The organism is Flavobacterium hercynium (assembly GCF_002217285.1).
GTDB lineage: Bacteria > Bacteroidota > Bacteroidia > Flavobacteriales > Flavobacteriaceae > Flavobacterium > Flavobacterium hercynium.
In genome coordinates, this window is sequence record NZ_MUGW01000008.1 from 101,036 (window position 1) to 122,180 (window position 21,145).

General features: G+C 35.9%; 16 protein-coding genes. 10 read left to right on the top strand and 6 right to left on the bottom strand.

The features are described from left to right. Positions 1-109: 109 nt before the first annotated feature. Genes trhO through B0A66_RS03355 form a run of 3 tightly spaced genes read left to right on the top strand, consistent with a single transcriptional unit; the run spans position 110 to position 2,946 of the window. Entirely contained in the window at positions 110-1,468 is a 1,359-nt protein-coding gene (gene trhO, locus B0A66_RS03345) for an oxygen-dependent tRNA uridine(34) hydroxylase TrhO (RefSeq protein WP_089048436.1), read from the top strand. A 6-nt stretch (positions 1,469-1,474) separates the two neighbouring features. After that, positions 1,475-2,716, top strand: coding sequence for a peptidase U32 family protein (locus B0A66_RS03350; protein ID WP_089048437.1), 1,242 nt, complete (start codon positions 1,475-1,477; stop codon positions 2,714-2,716). Continuing rightward, complete coding sequence (locus tag B0A66_RS03355) at positions 2,716-2,946, top strand: ferredoxin (RefSeq protein ID WP_059116976.1); 231 nt, start codon at positions 2,716-2,718, stop codon at positions 2,944-2,946. The genes B0A66_RS03350 and B0A66_RS03355 overlap by 1 nt, the downstream gene beginning before the upstream one ends. Positions 2,947-3,026: 80 nt before the next feature. On the opposite strand, the gene B0A66_RS03360 is transcribed toward B0A66_RS03355, so the two are convergent. From B0A66_RS03360 to B0A66_RS03375, 4 genes are all read right to left on the bottom strand, one after another. Further along, complete coding sequence (locus B0A66_RS03360) at positions 3,027-4,058, bottom strand: oxidoreductase (protein WP_089048438.1); 1,032 nt, start codon at positions 4,056-4,058, stop codon at positions 3,027-3,029. 20 nt (positions 4,059-4,078) lie between these two features. Further along, positions 4,079-4,621 (bottom strand): hypothetical protein, encoded by a 543-nt coding sequence (locus tag B0A66_RS03365; RefSeq protein WP_089048439.1) that lies wholly within the window; start codon positions 4,619-4,621, stop codon positions 4,079-4,081. Positions 4,622-4,693: 72 nt separating this feature from the next. Continuing rightward, positions 4,694-6,037 carry an ankyrin repeat domain-containing protein gene (locus B0A66_RS03370; protein WP_089048440.1) on the bottom strand — a complete coding sequence of 448 codons (1,344 nt, stop codon included), beginning with the start codon at positions 6,035-6,037 and terminating at the stop codon, positions 4,694-4,696. A gap of 31 nt (positions 6,038-6,068) precedes the next feature. After that, positions 6,069-7,244 carry an ankyrin repeat domain-containing protein gene (locus B0A66_RS03375; RefSeq protein ID WP_089048441.1) on the bottom strand — a complete coding sequence of 392 codons (1,176 nt, stop codon included), beginning with the start codon at positions 7,242-7,244 and terminating at the stop codon, positions 6,069-6,071. A 353-nt stretch (positions 7,245-7,597) separates the two neighbouring features. Here B0A66_RS03375 and B0A66_RS03380 point away from each other — a divergent pair, with 353 nt between their 5' ends. The 6 genes from B0A66_RS03380 (at position 7,598) to B0A66_RS03405 (ending at position 16,655) form a co-directional block, all read left to right on the top strand. After that, a complete protein-coding gene (locus tag B0A66_RS03380; RefSeq protein ID WP_089048442.1) occupies positions 7,598-8,950 on the top strand; it encodes a PSP1 domain-containing protein in 1,353 nt (450 codons plus the stop codon). Continuing rightward, positions 8,934-9,413 (top strand): gliding motility lipoprotein GldH, encoded by a 480-nt coding sequence (locus tag B0A66_RS03385; protein ID WP_089048443.1) that lies wholly within the window; start codon positions 8,934-8,936, stop codon positions 9,411-9,413. Before B0A66_RS03380 ends, B0A66_RS03385 begins: the two co-directional genes overlap by 17 nt. Positions 9,414-9,423: 10 nt before the next feature. Next, positions 9,424-11,724 carry a penicillin-binding protein 1A gene (locus tag B0A66_RS03390; protein ID WP_089048444.1) on the top strand — a complete coding sequence of 767 codons (2,301 nt, stop codon included), beginning with the start codon at positions 9,424-9,426 and terminating at the stop codon, positions 11,722-11,724. A 325-nt stretch (positions 11,725-12,049) separates the two neighbouring features. After that, positions 12,050-12,751, top strand: a complete 702-nt coding sequence (locus B0A66_RS03395; RefSeq protein WP_089048445.1) for a CoA transferase subunit A — start codon at positions 12,050-12,052, stop codon at positions 12,749-12,751. A gap of 105 nt (positions 12,752-12,856) precedes the next feature. Beyond that, positions 12,857-13,513 carry a 3-oxoacid CoA-transferase subunit B gene (locus B0A66_RS03400; protein ID WP_089048446.1) on the top strand — a complete coding sequence of 219 codons (657 nt, stop codon included), beginning with the start codon at positions 12,857-12,859 and terminating at the stop codon, positions 13,511-13,513. Positions 13,514-13,874: 361 nt separating this feature from the next. Further along, positions 13,875-16,655 carry a M4 family metallopeptidase gene (locus tag B0A66_RS03405; RefSeq protein ID WP_089048447.1) on the top strand — a complete coding sequence of 927 codons (2,781 nt, stop codon included), beginning with the start codon at positions 13,875-13,877 and terminating at the stop codon, positions 16,653-16,655. 108 nt (positions 16,656-16,763) lie between these two features. Here B0A66_RS03405 and B0A66_RS03410 read toward each other — a convergent pair whose 3' ends face one another. Further along, a complete protein-coding gene (locus tag B0A66_RS03410) occupies positions 16,764-19,418 on the bottom strand; it encodes a TonB-dependent receptor (protein ID WP_089048448.1) in 2,655 nt (884 codons plus the stop codon). Positions 19,419-19,628: 210 nt separating this feature from the next. Between B0A66_RS03410 and B0A66_RS03415 the strand changes: the two genes are divergently transcribed. After that, the gene (locus tag B0A66_RS03415; protein ID WP_089048449.1) at positions 19,629-20,516 is read left to right on the top strand and encodes an SAM hydrolase/SAM-dependent halogenase family protein; all 888 of its coding nucleotides are present in this window, start codon (positions 19,629-19,631) and stop codon (positions 20,514-20,516) included. 81 nt (positions 20,517-20,597) lie between these two features. Here B0A66_RS03415 and B0A66_RS03420 read toward each other — a convergent pair whose 3' ends face one another. Further along, positions 20,598-21,125 carry a DUF6646 family protein gene (locus B0A66_RS03420; RefSeq protein ID WP_089048450.1) on the bottom strand — a complete coding sequence of 176 codons (528 nt, stop codon included), beginning with the start codon at positions 21,123-21,125 and terminating at the stop codon, positions 20,598-20,600. Between the last annotated feature and the right edge of the window lie 20 nt (positions 21,126-21,145).

Here is a 21,145-nt window from a genome sequence, read left to right on the forward strand (position 1 = left end):
TTTGAACCTCTGAGCCTTTGCTCCTAATAAAAGAGCCCTTTGTTCTTTTCCCCTTTTTCCTTACCTTTGCCCCTCATAAAATAATTTCTCACTTAAAATAGTTTATAGCATGCAACTGTATAACACTTTAAGCGCAGAAGAAAGAGCCATCATGATCGATGATGCCGGTAAACAACGACTAACGTTGTCTTTCTATGCGTATGCCAAAATTCAAGATCCCAAAAAATTTCGCGATGATTTATTCTTAGCCTGGAACAAGCTCGATGCTTTAGGCCGAATTTACGTTGCCACCGAAGGAATAAATGCTCAAATGAGTATTCCGGAAGATAATTTAGAATCTTTTAGAGAAACCCTTGAAGTGTACGACTTCATGAAAGGCATACGATTGAATGAAGCGGTAGAACATGACGATCATTCCTTTTTAAAATTAACCATTAAAGTCCGAGATAAAATTGTAGCCGATGGCTTAAATGACGAGACTTTTGATGTAACCAATATTGGCGTTCACTTAAAAGCTGCCGAATTCAATGAAATTCTTGATGATCCAAATACCATTGTAGTTGATTTTAGAAACCATTACGAAAGTGAAGTTGGACATTTCAAAGGCGCAATTACTCCAGACGTAGAAACGTTTAGAGAAAGTTTACCAATCATAAACGAACAACTTCAGAATCATAAAGAAGATAAAAACCTTGTGATGTATTGTACCGGAGGTATTCGATGCGAAAAAGCAAGTGCTTATTTTAAACACCAGGGTTTCAAAAATGTATTTCAGTTAGAAGGCGGAATCATCAATTATGCAAAACAGATTGAAGCAGAAGGTCTAGAAAGTAAATTCATTGGAAAAAACTTTGTATTCGATAACCGTCTTGGCGAAAGAATCACAGACGATATTATCTCGCAATGTCACCAATGCGGAAAACCTTGCGATAATCACACCAATTGTGAAAACGATGGTTGTCATTTATTGTTTATTCAATGTGATGATTGTAAAGCAGCAATGGAAAACTGCTGTTCAACAGAATGTCTTGAAGTAATCCACATGCCGTTGGTAGATCAGGTGCGATTAAGAACCGGAAAACAAGTTGGTAATAAAGTGTTTAGAAAAGGAAAATCAGATAGTTTGAAGTTCAAACACTCTGGTGACCTGCCAAATAAAGCTTTAGCTACTGCTGATAAACCAGTTGATATTCGTCAAAAAGTAAAAGTAAAAAAAGTACTTATCGGAAAAGCAGAACATTATTATGTAAAAGCTCAGGTAGGACAATTTACAGTTGAAAATCAAGAGTTAAATCTAGGTGATACCATTATCGTTTCCGGACCAACTACCGGGAATGAGGAATTGACATTAGATAAAATGATCGTAGACGGAGCAGCTACTACAACTGCTAAAATTGGAGATAAAGTTACTTTTGAAGTTCCCTTCAGAATCAGATTGTCAGATAAAATATATAAAGTTTTAAAATAGTTTATCATGACATCGACGAATAAAATTGAACTTATGGCTCCTGCCGGGAGCTTTGAGTCGCTTCAGGCTGCGCTTGATAATGGTGCCGATTCCATCTATTTTGGAGTAGAACAACTCAACATGCGTGCGCGTTCAACCGTAAATTTCACCATTGATGATTTACAGGAAATAGCTAAACGTTGTGAGCAAAAAAGCGTACGAAGCTACCTGACATTGAACACGATTATTTACGATCATGACTTATCTGTCGTAAAGACATTATTGAACAAAGCCAAAGAAGCTAATATCACAGCCGTAATTGCATCGGACCAAGCCGTAATTGCAATGGCAAGGACAATTGGGATGGAAGTACATATTTCAACTCAGTTGAACGTAACAAACATTGAAACCATAAAATTCTATAGTTTGTTTGCTGATACAATGGTTTTAAGCCGTGAATTGAGCTTACGTCAAGTGAAGAAAATCACCGAACAAATAGAGAAAGAACAGATCAAAGGACCAAACGGAAATTTAGTCGAAATCGAAATTTTTGGTCATGGTGCTTTGTGTATGGCAGTTTCAGGAAAATGTTATTTGAGTTTACATTCGCATAACTCCTCTGCAAATCGTGGTGCCTGCAAACAAAATTGTCGTAAAAAATATACCGTTATCGATCAGGAAACCGGTTTTGAGATCGAAGTCGATAATGAATACTTAATGTCACCTAAAGATTTGTGTACACTTGATTTTCTGGATCAGGTAATGGATTCCGGAATTCAGGTTTTAAAAATCGAAGGACGTGGCCGTGCACCGGAATATGTGGCAACAGTAATAAAAACATATCGAGAAGCTATTGATGCTTATTACGACAAAACATTTACGAAAGAAAAAGTTGCGGTGTGGATGGAAGTATTGAACACTGTTTACAATCGTGGTTTTTGGTCCGGCTATTATCTGGGTCAGGAATTAGGAGAGTGGAGCGATATTCCGGGATCTGCTGCAACCCAAAAGAAAGTATATGTGGGTAAAGGAACGCATTTCTTTCCGAAAGCAGAAGTGGGACAATTTAAGATCGAAGCGTATGACATTAAAATTGGAGATAAAATTCTCGTAACAGGACCAAGTACCGGAGCTCAGGAAATGATTATCGACGAAATGTTTGTCAATGATCAAGTAGCTGATAAAGCAACAAAAGGAGACGATTGTACTTTTAAACTGCCATTCAGAATTCGAATGTCGGATAAATTATATAAAATTGTAGAGGCGTAATGGTAATCGTAACATTGCAAAGAGATAAATGCATAGGCTGTAATTACTGTGTCGAAATGGATCCGGTTCATTTTCAGATGTCAAAAAAAGACGGTAAATCTGTTTTGATTCATTCACAAAACGCAAAAGGCTTCTTTACGTTAAAATCACCCAATCATACCATTGTAGAAAGCTGCGAATTGGCAGCAAAAGCGTGTCCTGTCAAAATTATAACTGTCAAAGAAACGTAGATTACCAACAGTAATAAAAACAAGAAAACCCTATTCTTTTATCTAGTAGAATAGGGTTTTCTTGTATAATGATTTTGCAATTAATGTCTGTTATCGCAACTTCTGAAAATCACGGGTTCCGTTTTAGAGATAAATGGAATAGTGGAACAGCCAAAAGAAGCATATTCAAAGCCAAATGCTACGTCAGGTTTGTTTTTAAACAATTTTCCAGTCCATTGATGAATTTCACCATCTGGATTAATAAAGTTTAAAGGAGTAAGCGCACCGCCTTCGTCGTTATAATAGTAATTTTCAAAAACAATCTCATGCGTTGTTTTGTTTTCAACAAGTAATCTTCTTCCTGTCACATCTCCTTTTTCAGCATAATCCTGAAGGAAATACTGAAGATCTCCATTAGTATAAGAGTAGACATTTTTTTTAGTAGTACCTTTCATGAACCTGTCGTATTTTGGATTTACGGGTACTGATGGTATTTTTGAAGCTGCAATTTCTTTCCATTTTATAGTTTGCAGTTTTTTCATCGCAAACGGATTCTTTGGGCCAATGCAAACGAAACTAGTATAGTAATTAGATTCAGGAATTTTTAATAATTTTTTCTCCACTTCAAACCCAATCATATAATCTGATGCTTCATAAGGCCACTCAGCTCCGTAAATATTGATATAAGCTGCCGCATTTAAGTCTTTTACTGCAAAAGCATTTAATATATTTGCTGAATAATCATAAATAAAAAGACTATCTGTTTCCGCTATTCTCATTTTTGACATCATTACCTTTTTATATTTTAAACCCAACGGAAGGTATTGCGACTCTTCTTCTTCAAAATTTTTAAGATCAGGAATAGCAAGTGAATCTTTATGACTACTTAATACATAATCATCTGATAGGGAGATTAATACACGAGAATCGAATTGGCTTAAATCGTATACCCGAATATCAGATTTGGGAGGTGTTAAATAATCATCAGTTTCCGTTTCCGTTAAAGTGTCAGCAGCAGTTGTTTTTTCTGTCGCAGTCTTTTTTGGTGAAGTAGTTTTTTGTTGATCTGATGTCTTTTTATTGGTACAACTAAGAAAAAGACAGCTCGCAAGTGAAATGTAAAGTAATCTCATAGGTTTAGTAATTTTAAGAATTAAATACCAAATTTGGCGTCGATGTTGTGCTTCTCGACATAAGCTTTTGCTGTATTCATCAGTTTGGTAAACCTTAGGTCTATTTCGTTTTGAGTAGTAGCATCAAAATCTGCAATTGCTTTTTGCAGTTGTTCCGGTGAAGCATTTTCGTCTTTCATCTTAGCAATTTTCAGATATCCGTCTTTTTGTTTTGCAATAGCATAGGAAAATAGATCTTTTGATGCCTGAACCATTTCTTGGTTATCATCATCTTCTTTTATGTCCTGAATTGTTTTAAAACTTGCTTCTAAATTAGTGATGCCGTATTTAAAACTATCGTAGTACGTAGATGAAACCATTTTTTTTTGAGTTTCATCATAAACCTGAGGTTCGGATTCGAGTTTGTTGCTAATTTCTTTACCGCCAAATCGAGCCAGCAAGTTAGAATTTAAAGCGGCTATCTCAAAAGTTTTTTCTGGGGTAAGATCTGTACATGAAGTAAAAGATATTGTTGTTGTAAGGAATACAATTAATAGAATGGAATTTTTTAAAATCTTTTTCATTTTTTAAGTTTGTTTAAAATATAGCAGTATAATTGTTTAGATGGTTGTGCCAAGTCAACTTTTGATGCTGCATTATCCTTTTAAAATTTTACTTTTTTCACTTTCAAATTCTTCAGAAGTCAGAATCCCGGCATCCAAAAGTTCTTTTAGATCTAATAATGCTTTTTTCTTTTCTTCCATAGAACTTCCTGAAGCTGCTTTTTGAGGTTCCTCTTTCTGAATTGGCGTTACCACAGTTCCCGAAGGAGCGAATTTTAGAATAAGTTCTGTAATTTCATTAAAGCCTTTAACATTCGAATAATCAATTGCTTTTTGCTCTTTTACGTTTACAATTGAAGCATCGGCTTTGTTCTCGAGCAAGTATTTTACAACATCCTTCTTTCCGTTTGCTGCGCTGTAGTGTAAAGGCGTATTTCCCGATTCGTCCTGAATGTCGATGTTGGCACCGGCATCAATCAGTAATTTGACCATGCTTAAATTGCCTTTTTTAGTTGCAACATGCAAAAGGCTTTCTCCACCGTAGTTATAAGAACTGTTTAGCGTAAAACTAGAATCGTTTGAAATGTTCGTTGCACTCACAATCCAATCCAGATAATCGTTCATAGACGAAGTGTCTTGCGCAACGGGTTTGCTGAAATTAACATCAACGCCGTTTTCTAAAAACAAAGCAACAATCTCTTTTTGATTATTCGCGCAAGCGTACCAAATTGGTGAGTAACCATTATTGTTAGAAGTAAATACATCGGCACCTCTTTCGACTAATAATTTTGCCAGCATTCGATTCGTTTCGTAACAAGCAATCAAAAGCGGATTTTCACCGGCATGATTGGAGTGATTTACATCAGCTCCGTTATCCAAAAGCAATGTAACCATTGGAACCGATTTTGTATAGCAAGCGTAAAATAAAGGTGTATTTCCTTGTTTATCCGTAACACTTATATCCGCACCATTGTCTAAAAGCAATTGAATAATTTCGCGATTCAGTTTTGCAGAAGCCAACAATAGCGGTGTTTCTCCGTTGTTGTTCAGTAAATTAACATCAACCCCGGCTTGAAGCAACTTTGTTGCAATATCGATTTGAGCCGTCTGAACCACCAAGTGCAGCAGACTGTTTCCGTATTTATCATTTTTAGTAATTTCTGCGCCATTCTCTAAAAGAAACAAGGCAGTTTGTTTTTGTTTTTGCAAACAAGCGAAGTACAAAGGTGTTTCTCCCTGATGATCTTCATAGTTAATATCAGCACCATCTTCGGTTAGAATTTTTGCGATATCAAGATAACCACGATGTGCAGCATAATGCAAAGCGGTTCTTCCTCTTTCGTCGGTATATTTTACATCTACTTCTTTGTTTTGAAGTAATAATTCGGCTATTTTTCTATTACCATTTTCGCAGGCAAGTATAAATGACATTGACATGTATATAATTTTTTAAAAGTAAAGAATCGTTTTATTGTTTCATTAAAAGTTCAACCGTCTTAATTTTCAGATTATCTCCGGATGCTAGCATTAGAGCGGTTTCGTCTTTATCATTGGTAATCGAGATATCAGCGCCCTGATCCAGTAATAATTTTACTTTTCGGTAAGTTTCTTTTGCCGCTTCAGCATCATAATTGACATTGTAGGCGCAAACCTTGTGCAAAATAGTATTTCCGTTATTGTCTTGTTCGTTTACCTCCAAAGAAGCATGCTCTAAAACCGATTTCAGGATATCTGATTTCTTTTCTGCAATAAAGTCAATTCCTGATTTTGGCTGTCCGTAATGTTGGGCACAGAAATTGACATCGGCACCATCTGACAATAAACGTTCTAAAAATGTAATATCTGTTGATGAACCCGAAACAGAACTGATAAAAGTAGTTAATAAAGTACGTCCGTCTTTGTTCACAATATTAAAATCAGGTGAAGAAATAGAAGCTAAAGCATCGTACATATCATACGAGAACTGTTCTGCAACAGCGTAATAAAAAGCGGTATTGTTCTGATTGTCCGTTTCGTTAGGATCAGCGCCGTTCTCCAATAAAAAAGAAATGAGTTCTTTTCTGTTTCTTTTAACAGCACAAAGCAAAGGAGTTGTACCAACGATGTTTTTTTCGTTAATGTCAACGCCATTGTCCAGAAGCAAAGAAATATATTCTTTTACTTTCTCTGTTTCTAAACCATAAGTGTTGAGTATCGTATAAATGAAATTTTCGCCGGCATTGTTTTTATACTGCGTATTGGCTCCAAAATCCTCAATAAGTATTTTTATTATTTTTGGAGATGCTCCTTTTTCAAAAAAGTAACCCAATAAAGTTTTATCGCTGATTTCATCATTCAGATTATCCATTTTCGACATCAGTTCTTTGAAAAAAGAAAGCGAATCATCGTCATCTTTTAAAGATCTCGTCAAGGGATTAAAAATCGACTGATCAAAACTATCCAATTCATAAATGTCCGTTTCAATAAAGCCGGCTTTTATCAATTTTTCAATAAAGTCGATTTCTCTGGCTTCAATAATTTTGGCTGCGATCTGAGAAAAGTTGTTTTTAAGATATTGGTCGTTAAAGTTTTCTCCGTTATTTAGGCATTCTCTAGCCTCGTCAAATTTTCCCTGAAAAAGGAAACTTTCAATCTGGTTTTGCATTATAAGTGGTATTTAAGATGAAAAATAAACATGAATAGAAGACATAATTAGTCTTCACAAATTATGCTGTAAGGTAAAACATAAAAATGACAAATATATTTCAGCATAAAAATTTAAAATAGCTTTTTAGGGAACAAAACAGACAGGATAAGCTTTCATAAAGGAATTTTTTTTTCAGTAAGAAGAAAAAGAAACAGAATTTGTCAAGGATTTGAGTGCAAAAAACGATAAGTATTTTTATTTAACACCCCTTTAGTTTTTATCGATAAAAAGCAAAATAAAAAAAATACTATCTTTACCGATCAAACGTTTATGAACTTAAGCTACATTTTGGTAGCACTACATATATAATTATGGCATGTACAAGTTGTTCAACTTCTGATGGTGGCGCACCAAAGGGTTGTAAAAATAATGGGACTTGCGGCACCGATAGCTGCAATAAATTGACGGTTTTTGACTGGCTTGCTAACATGAGTCCGTCTAATGGAGAGGCGATTTTTGATTGTGTTGAGGTACGTTTTAAGAACGGACGAAAGGAATTTTTTAGAAATTCAGAGAAATTAACGTTAAGTATTGGTGATATTGTAGCTACTGTTGCATCACCAGGACATGATATTGGAATTGTAACACTTACAGGAGAATTGGTAAAAATTCAAATGAAGAAAAAAGGTGTAAATCACGAAAGCAATGAAGTTCCAAAAATCTATAGAAAAGCATCTCAAAAAGATATTGACATTTGGTCTGTAGCGCGTGATCGCGAAGAACCAATGAAAGTTCGTGCACGTGAATTGGCAATTCAGCATAAATTAGAAATGAAAATTTCGGATATTGAATTTCAGGGAGACGGATCTAAAGCGACTTTTTACTACACGGCAAATGACAGAGTCGATTTTAGACTTTTGATCAAAGATTTTGCAAAAGAATTTAGTACAAGAGTAGAGATGAAGCAAGTAGGTTTTCGTCAGGAAGCTGCTCGTTTGGGTGGAATTGGTTCTTGTGGAAGAGAATTATGCTGTTCTACCTGGTTAACAGATTTTAGAAGTGTAAATACATCAGCAGCGCGTTATCAGCAACTTTCGCTAAACCCGCAAAAATTAGCAGGACAATGCGGAAAATTAAAATGCTGTTTGAACTATGAGTTAGACACTTACATGGACGCACTTAAAGATTTCCCTGATTACGATACCAAATTGGTAACAGAAAAAGGAGATGCTATTTGCCAAAAACAAGATATCTTTAAAGGCTTAATGTGGTTTGCTTACACAAATAATTTTGCGAACTGGCACGTTTTAAAAATCGATCAGGTTAAAGAAATTATTGCCGAAAATAAACAGAAAAACAAAGTTTCTTCGTTAGAAGATTTTGCTATTGAAGTAGTTCTGGAACCGGAAAAGGATTTTAACAATGCAATGGGTCAGGAAAGCTTAACACGTTTTGATCAGCCGAAGAGAAAGAAAAAACCAAGCCGCAAGCGTAAGCCAAATGCTGAAGCAGCAATTGTAGCGACGCCTAACAAACCACAGCAGGCGAATAATAATAACAACAACAATAAACCTGCGGGAGGAAATAATAACAATCCGAACAAGCAGAATAATAGATCTAACAATAAGCCAAATCATCAGAATAAGAACAAAAATTCAGATGATACTAAAAAAGCTGAACCAAGAAAACCTATAATTATTACTAAAAATGAGAATAAAAAATAGCGGGATTCTTATTTTGGCAGCGATACTACTTTTTTCCTGCGATAAAAAAAGAGTATTCGATGAGTATAAATCTGTTGGAAGTGCCTGGCACAAAGACAGCATTATAACTTTCGATTTGCCAGTTTTAGATTCTACGAAAAAGTACAATTTATTTGTAAACTTAAGAGACAACAACAATTATGCGTTCAATAATTTGTTTTTGATTGTATCTCTCGAAACACCAAACGGTTTTACCAAAGTAGATACTTTAGAGTACCAAATGGCTAATCCGGATGGATCTTTGTTAGGAAACGGTTTTACTGATATCAAAGAAAGTAAGCTGTTTTACCGAGCAGATGTTAAGTTTAGAGGAAATTATAAAGTGCATATCAAGCAGGCTGTCAGAGAATCTGGCAAAGTTGCTGGTGTTGAGTCTTTAGAAGGTATTACTGACGTAGGTTTTAGAATTGAAAAAAAAGATTAGATAAATAGTTATGGCTACTACAAAAAACAATCAAAAAACGAGTAAAGATATCAACTACTATAAAAAGAAATTCTGGAAGGTTTTTGCTTTCAGTCTCGCAGCTGGTCTGGCTTTCTTTTTATTTGCTTCATGGGGATTATTTGGTTCCATGCCTTCTTTTGAAGATTTGGAAAATCCGGACTCCAATTTAGCTACCGAAATTATTTCATCTGATGGCGTTGTTATCGGAAAGTATTTTAAAACAAACAGATCGCAGCTTAAATATTCAGACTTACCAAAAAATCTGGTCGAAGCATTAGTTGCTACCGAAGATGCTCGTTTTTATGAGCATTCCGGAATTGACGGTCGTGGTACTTTGAGAGCTGTATTTAGTTTAGGAACAAACGGTGGAGCAAGTACACTAACCCAACAGTTAGCTAAACAATTGTTTCATGGTGAAGGGTCTAAGTTTTTGCCTTTCAGGATAGTACAAAAAATAAAAGAATGGATTATCGCGATTCGTCTGGAGAGACAATATACCAAAAATGAAATTTTGGCGATGTATTGTAACGTTTATGATTTCGGAAATTATTCTGTTGGAGTGAGTTCTGCGGCACAAACGTATTTCTCAAAAGATCCCAAGGACTTATCTACCGACGAGTCTGCTATTTTGGTTGGGATGTTCAAAAACTCAGGATTATACAATCCGGTTAGAAACCCGGAAGGAGTAAAAAACCGTCGAAATGTAGTGCTTTCTCAAATGGTTAAAGCCAAAATGATCTCTAATGCTGAAAAAGAAAGATTACAGGCATTACCAATCGCATTGAAATTTAAGTTAGAAAGCCACCGTGAAGGAACGGCAACTTACTTTAGAGAGTACCTTCGTGACTACATGAAGAAATGGATGGCAGAGAATAAAAAACCAGACGGTTCAGATTATGATATCTACAAAGATGGTTTGAAAATCTACACTACTATCGATTCTAGAATGCAGCAATATGCTGAAGAAGCAGTTTACGCGCACATGAAAAACCTGCAACAGCAGTTTTTTATTGACATGAAAGGAAATAAAAATGCACCTTTCGTGAATATCACTCAAGCTGAGACAGACAGAATTATGATGCAGGCAATGAAAAATTCTGTTCGTTGGGCAATCTTAAAAGATTTAGATAAAAGCGAAGAAGATATTATTAATTCATTCAAAGTAAAAACAAAAATGCGCGTGTTTACCTGGAAAGGAGAACGTGATACGATCATGACACCGCTTGACTCAATTCGTTACTACAAACACTTCCTGCAATCAGGTTTAATGGCAATGGAACCACAAACCGGAAACATTAAAGCATGGGTTGGAGGTATTAATTACAAATATTTTCAATACGATCACGTAGGTCAGGGAGCAAGACAAGTTGGTTCTACATTCAAGCCTTTTGTTTATGCAACCGCTATCGAGCAACTGAATATGTCACCTTGCGATTCCATTCTTGACGGACCCTTTATAATTCGTAAAGGACGCCACAATGTAACTGCAGATTGGGAACCACGAAATTCTAATCATAGTTACCGCGGAATGGTAACCTTAAAACAAGGTTTGGCAGGTTCTATCAATACCGTTTCTGCTAAATTAATTGACAGAACAGGTCCTGAAGCTGTGGTAGAACTTACCAAAAAATTAGGTGTTAAAACTAAAATTCCGGCTCAACCGGCGATTGCATTAGGAGCTGTAGATATTACAGTTGAAGATATGGTTGGAGCATACAGCACATTTGCCAATCAAGGAGTGTATGTAAAACCACAATTCTTAAGCCGTATCGAAAACAAAAGCGGAGAGGTTATTTACGAACCAATTCCGGAATCGCATGATGTATTAAATAAAGATATTGCTTTTGCAGTAATCAAATTACTTCAAGGTGTAACTGAAACAGGTTCTGGTGCACGTTTACGTACGCAAGGCGGTGGAAGTGGAGATAAGCGTTGGACAGGATATCCATATTTGTTCAAAAATCCAATTGCAGGTAAAACAGGAACAACACAAAACCAGTCAGATGGTTGGTTTATGGGAATGGTGCCTAACTTAGTAACAGGTGTTTGGGTTGGTTGTGAAGACCGTTCAGCACGTTTTAAAAGTTTAACCTACGGACAAGGAGCAACAGCAGCATTGCCGGTTTGGGGTTACTTCATGAAACTTTGTTATGCAGACAAAGGACTTCAGGTTTCTAAATCAGAATTTGAGCGTCCGGCGAACCTTTCTATCAAAGTAGATTGTTACAGTGCTCCAAAAATTAAAGACACTACACAAACAGAACAAAATACAGACGAATTCGAATTGTAAAAAAGTTTTCGTTTCTAATATTATAAAATCCTTTTGTAACTTCTGAAATTCAGAAAATACAAAAGGATTTTTCTGTTATAGACGTAATTAAGCTGATTTTTATAAGGGCAAGCTACTTAATTTATGCTTTCCTAACAGGTTTCCAAAACCTGTTAGGTATTATAGGATCAATAGCAAAGACAGAGATAGTTTTAAAAAGAGCAGATTAGTATTCATTATGTTTTTAATTATAAAATCAGCGAATTATATTTTTTACGAAATCGTTATTTATAAATCTAAAAATCTTATTTTTATCAAAATTATACCACAATAAAGACAGTTTGTTATGATAACAAAAAAAGTAAATAACGTTCAGGACGCTATATCAGGAGTTGAAACCGGAATGACCATTATGTTTGGTGGTTTTGGTTTGTGCGGAATTCCCGAAAATACAATTGAAGCTTTGGTAAATACCACTATTTCAGATTTAACCTGTATTTCGAATAATGCAGGTGTAGATGATTTTGGATTAGGATTGTTGTTACAGAAAAAGCAAATAAAGAAAATGATCTCTTCGTATGTGGGAGAAAATGCTGAGTTCGAACGTCAGATGCTTTCGGGTGAATTAGACGTTGAGCTTACACCACAAGGTACATTAGCAGAGCGTTGCCGTGCAGCTCAGGCTGGAATTCCGGCTTTCTTTACGCCAGCCGGTTACGGAACAGAAGTAGCGGAAGGGAAAGAAGTTCGTGAGTTCAACGGTAAAATGCACATTATGGAAGAAGCCTTCAAGGCGGACTTTGCTATTGTTAAAGCATGGAAAGGGGACGAAGCGGGAAATCTTATTTTTAAAGGAACTGCCAGAAACTTCAACGCTTGTATGGCGGGTGCGGCAAAAATTACAATTGCTGAGGTTGAAGAGCTGGTTCCTGTTGGAACTTTAGATCCGAATCAAATACATATTCCCGGAATTATGGTACAACGTATTTTTCAGGGGGAGAAGTTTGAAAAACGTATCGAGCAAAGAACGGTAAGACAAAGAGCTTAATTTGATAATTGAGATAATTTGATAATTAGATAATGCTTGCTTTTCGCGATCTAAAGAATTATCTAATTTTCTAATTGACACATTAATAATTGAACATTAAAAAATATGTTGACAAAAGAAGATATTGCAAAACGAATTGCTAAAGAAGTAAAAGACCGATACTTTGTTAATTTAGGAATTGGAATTCCTACTTTGGTAGCCAATTACGTCAGAGAAGATATTGCTGTAGAGTTTCAGAGTGAAAACGGTGTTCTGGGAATGGGACCTTTTCCTTTTGCCGGAGAAGAAGATGCCGATATTATAAATGCAGGAAAACAAACGATTACTACACTTCCGGGTGCAAGTTTCTTTGATTCTGCTTTTAGTTTTGGAATGATCCGCAGCCAAAAAGTAGATTTGACTATTCTTGGTGCTATGGAAGTTTCTGAAAATGGTGATATCGCCAATTGGAAGATTCCGGGTAAAATGGTGAAAGGAATGGGAGGCGCTATGGATCTGGTAGCTTCTGCAGAAAATATTATTGTAGCGATGATGCATGTTAATAAAGCTGGAGAATCTAAAATATTAAAGAAATGCAGCTTGCCATTAACGGGTGTAGGATGTGTAAAAAAGGTTGTAACTGAGCTGGCAGTGCTCGAAGTGACTAAAAATGGTTTTAAGCTCTTAGAACGCGCGCCAGGTATTTCTGTGGAGCATATTATAGCTTCGACAGAAGCAGAATTAATAATTGAAGGTGAAATTCCTGAAATGGATATCAGGTAATACTTTCTTAAAAAATACTTCAAAGCCAGCTTTTTATAAGGCTGGCTTTTTTTGTAGGATAAATTTAAATGACTATGTGAGTATAAAATTAAGGTTTAGTACTTATTTGTAAGTATTAATAATTCAAATTGTCTAAAAATAAGTATAAAAATGAGTTTTTGGGGCTTCTGTTTGATTAATTCTTACAAAATGTTAAATAAATGTGAATTTAAAGTAAAAAGGATTGCATTTCATCGATTAACGGCAAATTTCATCGATTAAGTGATTAAAACAAAATACCTTTAACCTTGAATTAAGTATTTACTTACTATTGAGTATTTATTTGTAATTAATTTAACCAAACTCAAAACAAACATTTATTATGGAAAGAAAATTACCAAAAATGATTACAACTGCGGTTGTGCTTACTTTCTCTTTCTCTGCATTTGCGCAGATTACTGACAAACGGATTAGTCAAAAGAGTGTTTCAGAAAACGGGCAACCGAATTTAATTACCTTCAGTGATAAGTCAACCTACAAAGGCTCAGAGTCACAAAAAATCTTCAAAGAGCAATTGGGCTTAAAAGACAACCAGATTTTCTCTAAAATCAGAACAGAATCAGACAAGCAAGGATATACACATGAAAAGTTTCAGTTGTATGAACAAGGAATAAAAGTTGAATTTGCTAATTATACTTTACATTCAAAAGAGGGGAAAGTAGTTTCGATGAACGGAGAATATTACAATCTTGAAAATGTAAAAACAACACCTAAATTATCCAGTCAGGCAGCTTTTAACAGAGCAGTAGCACATACAGGTGCTCAAAAATACTTGTGGGAATCTCCTGCAGATGCCGCTGCATTAGGATATGAAAAACCAAAAGGAGAACTGGTACTTCTGCCTGCAATGGAAGAACAAGGCCAGGAAAGAAAAAGTGATATCGTACGTTTAGCGTATAAATTTGATATCTATGCTACAAATCCAGTAAGCCGTGGTGATCTTTATATAGATGCTGAAACAGGAAAAGCCTTGTTTTATAATGCAACGATCAAACATCTTGGAGAGCATAGCCATGGTGCAAAGAAAACTTCTGCTCATAAACATGCAGAAATAGCAGCAGCTAAATCAGCACTTGTTGCGGGAACCGCGGCTACACGTTATAGCGGAACTCAAACTATTGAAACTACTTTAAGCGGATCATCATACATTTTGTTAGATGGAACTCGTGGAGGTGGTGTTCAAACGTATAATTCTGCCAGAACAGCAACGTATCCAACAACCAATTTTTCAGATGCTGATAATAACTGGACAGCAGCAGAATATAACAATACCAATAAAGACAATGGAGCACTCGATGCACATTGGGGAGCTGAAATGACTTATGATTACTGGTCAGCCGTACACGGAAGAAATAGTTTTGATAATGCCGGTGCAAAAATTAGAAGTTATGTACATTACAATTTGATTGCTGCCGGATATTCAAGTAATAATAATGCATTTTGGAACGGAAGTGTAATGACGTACGGAGACGGAAGCGGAACAGGAGGTTTTGATATTCTGACTTCACTTGATGTTGCCGGACACGAAATAGGTCATGCTATTTGTACGTATACTGCAAATCTTGCTTATCAAAGAGAATCGGGAGCAATGAACGAAGCTTTCTCTGATATTTGGGCGGCTTGTATTGAAAACCGTTCAGCACCAACAAAACAGATTTGGCTGGTAGGTGAAGATATTGAAAGAAGAAGCGGTCACGTAGCTTTGCGTTCTATGAGTAATCCAAAAGCAGAAGGGCAACCGGATACTTACGGAGGAACCAACTGGATTAATGTAAATTGTACACCTACCGGAAATAATGATTATTGTGGTGTTCACACCAATTCAGGAGTATTAAATCACTGGTTTTATATTCTGTCTGTTGGAAAAACAGGAACGAATGATATCGGAAGTTCATACAGCGTAACCGGAATCACAATCGCGAAAGCAGAGAAAATTGCATATCGTTTAGAAAGTCTTTATTTGGGTGCTAACTCCACTTTTGCAAATGCACGTACTTTTGGTATTCAATCGGCTATCGAATTATACGGAGCAGGTTCTGCTGAGGTGATTGCAACAACAAATGCATTTTATGCTATTGGAGTAGGAGCGGCTTATTCAGCATCGACAGATATTACAGCACCAACAACGCCGGCATCTTTAGCGGCTTCTGGTACAACTGGAACAACAACAAATCTAACATGGACAGCATCTACAGATAATGTTGCCGTAACAGGTTACAACATTTACCAAGGAACAACACTTTTAGGATCATCTACAACAACGAGCTACACCGTAACAGGATTGTCAGCTTTAACAGCTTATACTTTTACAGTAAAAGCTAAAGATGCAGCCGGAAATCTTTCTGCATCAAGCAACGCTGTAAATGTGACTACGCTTGCTAATAGTGTGAGCTATTGTACATCTCAGGGAAATAGTACTGCAGATGAAAGAATTGGAAAAGTAGTATTTGGTACAATCAATAATACTTCTACAGGATCAGCGGGTTATGAAAACTTTACATCTATTTCTACAAACGCTGCAAGAGGAACGGCGTATACTATAACCATTACACCGTCATGGACATCTACGACGTATAGTGAAGGTTATGCTGTTTTTATTGATTATAACCAAGATGGTGATTTTGCAGATTCAGGCGAAACTGTTTGGACAAAAGCAACTTCAACAACAACTCCGGTAACTGGAACTATTACTATTCCGGCAACAGCAACTTTAGGAACAACAAGATTAAGAGTTTCTATGAAGTACAACGGAATTCCGGGTTCATGTGAGGCTTTCTCTTACGGACAAGTAGAAGATTATTCTGTAAACATTACAGCTTCAGGAGCAATTGTAACTCAGGAAATCGTGAGCGATGTAGCCACAGCAGCACAAGTTTTTGCTTTCACTTTATATCCAAATCCTACAGCTGGAGATTTAAATATTGTACCAGCTGAGCCTGGTGTATATGGTTATAGAATTTTGAATACTATAGGACAGGAACTAGATTCAGGAATTCTTTCTTCAGATAATTACGTTGATGTAAGTAATTTTTCTGCAGGAGTTTACTTTTTTGAATTAGATAATGGTGTTAGAAAACTCGTTAAGAAGTTTGTTAAGCAATAATATTTTGTGTTAGTTAAAAGCAAAAACCGCCTAGTTTTCTTAGGCGGTTTTTCTTGTTTATGCGGTAAAGTGTTTTTGCTCAAGGCAAAAGTATGTTCTCTTTAAATATTATAAAGTAAAACTTAATCTTCCGAAATAATAAGCTCCGGTAGTTCCCATTTGTACAGGCGCGTATTGGAATACGTTGTAATAGCTGTTTTCATAAATTTGTCTGTCAGGAAAAATGTCAAACAAATTGTTCGCTCCTAAAGCAACCTGAATTTTTGGCGTAAGCTTGTAAGCAACAGTCATATCCGTTACTACCTTTCCATCGTGCTTCTGAATACCTCCAAAAGGAAATCCATCACGAACCACTTGTCCAAAGTAAGTGTTTCTTAATAAGAAATTCCATTTATCCAGACTGTAATTTACAGCAAAAGTTCCTTTATGTTTTGGCGTATTGGTTTCAATTAAGCTTCTTTCCTGTGGTCCGTAGTAAACATCTTCCTGACCTGCAAATAAAGCAGGAATGTTATTCAGCTGATCATCAACTTTGTTGTCGTTGTAATTGTAAAGTAAAGAAAAGTTCATTTTACCTTTTCCAACATTTACATCATAGTCAATTACCACATCAAGTCCGTTTGTCGTTGTGTTGATCGCATTCGTAAAAAAACGACCAGTCTGTACGCCGTAATTAGCAAATAAATCGCGAAGTTCAGGAACTGGCTCCCCAAAGGCATCATTTCCTAAATTACCGGTAAGGATAATTCGGTTATCGATTCTAATGTGATAGTAATCAGCCGTAATGTGCAATTGTTTGGTTGGAGAATACATGATTCCAAAACTATAATTTCTGGAAGTTTCTTCTTTTAATTTAGGGATTCCAAGCTGTTGTGCAACTTCGCTGTCGTTTCTAAAAATACCCGAATTCAGGATTTGTCCGTCGACAACGTCAGTACCGATATTATTAAAGTATTGCTGATGCAAAGATGGCGCTCTAAAGCCAGTACTCACAGCACCACGAACCGATAGATTGTCAAGAATTTTGTATCGGGCAGATAATTTTCCGTTAATTGTATTTCCAAAATCGCTGTAATCTTCATAACGTCCTGCAACTCCCACTAAGAATTTTTCTGTAATATCAGCTTCAACATCAGCATAAACGCCAACACTGTTTCTGTTTTTATCAACCTCATTCAAAGGAGAAAATCCAGGGAATGATTGCGCACCCCCATCAATGTAAGAAGCCTCTTCACCTGGAACGATTTTGTATTTTTCAAAACGATATTCAGCTCCAAAGGCAACATTCAATCCATTGAAGATATCTTTGTACAATCGGGAGGCATCTGCATTTACGGTGTTTTGAAGGAAAGAATGATTTCCCGCTTTAAAATCAGTTGGGCTATTATCTCCTAATGAAAAGTTATTGGTGTTAGAAACATCGTAAACAAATTTGTTCTGACCAATTGTATTGCTCAAGTCTAATTTCCATTCTCCAAATTTAAATTTGAATCCAAAAGAAGACGAAAGATCCGTTACAACAGAGTTTAGTTCCGGTTGAAAACCAAAAGGGAAAAGAGAAGCGACAACACTTTCGGTTTCGCTAGGCAAACGTCTGAAACCGTATCCGGTTCCGGTTCTGTGGCTGACACCTCCGGAAGCGTAAAATTCGATCTGATCGTTTAATGGTATAGCCGCATTAAAGAAACCCTGAATGTTTTGAATTTTAGCATCTCCAATCTGGAAATTAAAATCATCGCGTTTTAATCCGTTTTGAGCCAATAAATTATCGTCAAACTGACGTGATTGCGCAGGATCATCGGCAAAATCATAAGCAAAATAATTGTTATTAGCAGATTGATCAAAAATAATCAGGTTGTGATTTTTAGAACGATTCGTTTTCTGACGATCATTAAACTCAGCCGTTACATTGATAAAACCACCATTGTTTCCAATTTTAGAACCATAGTTTAAATTGATGTTTGTCGTTTGACCATCATTTCTGGAAGTACTGCCATATGTTGCATTCGCTTCTAGTCCTGCATTATCCTTCAATACCAAATTGATCACACCCGCAATAGCATCTGAACCGTATTGTGCGGCCGCTCCATCACGTAAAACTTCAATTCTTTTGATAGCCGATGCCGGAATAGCACTAAGGTCAGTACCAACAGAACCATTTCCAACAGTATTTTGATAATTTACTAATGACGTAGTATGTCTTCTTTTTCCGTTTACCAAAACCAAAACCTGATCTGGTCCTAAACCTCTTAAAGAAGCAGGGTCAATATGTTCTGTTCCGTCAGCAGACGATTGTCTGTTTGAATTGAAAGAAGGAATCAAGTACGTTAAGATATCATTCGTTGTTGTTTGCGGAGAAGTATTTCTAATTTTTGCCAGATTTACTACATCTACAGGAACTGCCGTTTCGAGTTTGCTCTTATTTGGATTTCTGCTTCCCACCACGACAATTTCGTCCAGGCTGTTACTTTCAAAAAGCAATTGCACTTCAATAACAGGATCTTTGGCAACAACTTCTTTGGTCTGGTAGCCGAATAAAGAAACAATTAATGTTGGCGTATTGTTTGAAGCCGTTATCGTAAATTTCCCTAAAGCATCACTCGTTGTGCTGGTTTGAGTTCCTTTTACCAGAATGGTTGCAAATTCTAACGGATTTCCGTTGTCACTGATAATAGTTCCCTTAATCTCATGACTTTGTGCAAAAAACAAAGTACTTGATAAAGTGAAAATTGCTGTAATGGCAATTTTTAGTTTCTTTCTCATAGGATAAGTTTGGTTTTGTATAACGTAAAATTTGTATGCACTGTAAAGCAAAAGACTAATTGTCTAGTATTTACATAGGGTAATGAATAAAATGCAAATGTAATTGTAAAAAACCAAAATTGATTTATAAAATAGTGTTTTTTATAAATTCTTCCTGTCAATTTTTAGATTTAATGAAATACCTTTGCATAAATTCTAAAAAGAGAAAAAATGAAATTAAGGTTACTACTTTTTTTGTCTGCGATTACTTTTAGCGGTTTCGCTCAAAACAATGTATTAGTTTTTCAATCTGATTTTGGATTGAAAGACGGAGCAGTATCTGCTATGAAGGGAGTTGCAGTTGGTGTTTCTCCTGATTTGAAAATATTTGATGTAACCCATGAAATTCCGGCGTTTAATATTTGGGAAGCAGCATATCGTTTATCACAAACTGCTCAATACTATCCGGCAGGAACTGTATTTGTCTCTGTTTGTGATCCTGGTGTTGGTACAGCACGTCATTCTGTTGTGTTGCAAACAAAATCGGGACATTATTTTGTAACGCCTGATAACGGAACATTGACTTTAATTGCAGAACAGTTAGGCATTCAGGAAGTTCGTGAAATTGATGAGGTAAAAAACCGTCGTCAGAATTCTAACGAATCATATACTTTTCACGGTCGTGATGTTTATGCATTTACTGGAGCACGTTTAGCATCTAAAACGATCAAGTTTGAAGAAGTGGGTCCAAAATTGCCAAATGAAGTGGTAAAAATAGAATACCAAAAACCCATTTTTGAAAAAGGAATTGTAAAAGGCGGAATCCCGATTTTAGATATTCAGTTTGGAAACGTATGGACAAATATCGATAAAAAGACATTTGCTAATTTGGATGTAAAGGCAGGAGATTTTCTTAAAGTTCAGGTTTTCAATGGTACTAAAAAAGTATATGAAGGAAAGTTGAAATTAGTAAACACCTTTGGTGAAGTGGCAATAGGAACAGACGTTTGTTATTTTAACAGTCTATTGAATTTTTCACTTGCCGTAAATCAAGGTAATTTCTCAGAAAAACATAAAACGTACAGCGGAGCTGATTGGAGTATAATCGTAAGCAAATAAGGAGATTACGAAATTAAAATAAAAAAAGCGTTCGCAATGCGAACGCTTTTTTTATGTTTTTGCATCAATGTTGCAATAGTATTACAAGTGAAATGAAGCACCTAAACTAAACGTTACCTGATTGTTTAAATGATCAAATACGTCATTATTAGCGCTGTATTTTGCGATTGGAAATCCGATCTCTGTAAATACACCAAATCCATCAGTAAAGAAATAACGCCCACCAACGTGACCACCAAAATTACGCAGACCTAAACTTAAACCAGGATATACATCAAGCTCCTTAACACCGATTACACTGCTTAGATTAGCATTAATTCTCGCTTTAGCATCAAAACGATCCTGAAACTTAGGTTTTAAGTCATTATACGGAGTTGGGTTATTGTGATAGAAACCATTAAAATTATCTACACCTAATAAATAATTTGTTACAAATCCAAAAGAGAAGTTTTCGCCTAGTCCAAAGTCAATAGATCCTTGAATTCCTGAACCACCATCTTGTAAATTAGCACCCACATTAACTTTTGTATCACCTTTTCCTGTAAAAGCCTGTTGAGCCTGTGTGATTCCGAATGATACTAAAAATAAAAATGTAATGACCTTTTTCATAAAATTAAAATATTAATTAT

Bases quoted from the DNA above. Each gene is read 5' to 3' on its own strand.
- trhO (WP_089048436.1), top strand. From the start codon at position 110: ATGCAACTGTATAACACTTTAAGCGCAGAAGAAAGAGCCATCATGATC.
- B0A66_RS03350 (WP_089048437.1), top strand. From the start codon at position 1,475: ATGACATCGACGAATAAAATTGAACTTATGGCTCCTGCCGGGAGCTTT.
- B0A66_RS03355 (WP_059116976.1), top strand. From the start codon at position 2,716: ATGGTAATCGTAACATTGCAAAGAGATAAATGCATAGGCTGTAATTAC.
- B0A66_RS03360 (WP_089048438.1), bottom strand. From the start codon at position 4,058: ATGAGATTACTTTACATTTCACTTGCGAGCTGTCTTTTTCTTAGTTGT.
- B0A66_RS03365 (WP_089048439.1), bottom strand. From the start codon at position 4,621: ATGAAAAAGATTTTAAAAAATTCCATTCTATTAATTGTATTCCTTACA.
- B0A66_RS03370 (WP_089048440.1), bottom strand. From the start codon at position 6,037: ATGTCAATGTCATTTATACTTGCCTGCGAAAATGGTAATAGAAAAATA.
- B0A66_RS03375 (WP_089048441.1), bottom strand. From the start codon at position 7,244: ATGCAAAACCAGATTGAAAGTTTCCTTTTTCAGGGAAAATTTGACGAG.
- B0A66_RS03380 (WP_089048442.1), top strand. From the start codon at position 7,598: ATGGCATGTACAAGTTGTTCAACTTCTGATGGTGGCGCACCAAAGGGT.
- B0A66_RS03385 (WP_089048443.1), top strand. From the start codon at position 8,934: ATGAGAATAAAAAATAGCGGGATTCTTATTTTGGCAGCGATACTACTT.
- B0A66_RS03390 (WP_089048444.1), top strand. From the start codon at position 9,424: ATGGCTACTACAAAAAACAATCAAAAAACGAGTAAAGATATCAACTAC.
- B0A66_RS03395 (WP_089048445.1), top strand. From the start codon at position 12,050: ATGATAACAAAAAAAGTAAATAACGTTCAGGACGCTATATCAGGAGTT.
- B0A66_RS03400 (WP_089048446.1), top strand. From the start codon at position 12,857: ATGTTGACAAAAGAAGATATTGCAAAACGAATTGCTAAAGAAGTAAAA.
- B0A66_RS03405 (WP_089048447.1), top strand. From the start codon at position 13,875: ATGGAAAGAAAATTACCAAAAATGATTACAACTGCGGTTGTGCTTACT.
- B0A66_RS03410 (WP_089048448.1), bottom strand. From the start codon at position 19,418: ATGAGAAAGAAACTAAAAATTGCCATTACAGCAATTTTCACTTTATCA.
- B0A66_RS03415 (WP_089048449.1), top strand. From the start codon at position 19,629: ATGAAATTAAGGTTACTACTTTTTTTGTCTGCGATTACTTTTAGCGGT.
- B0A66_RS03420 (WP_089048450.1), bottom strand. From the start codon at position 21,125: ATGAAAAAGGTCATTACATTTTTATTTTTAGTATCATTCGGAATCACA.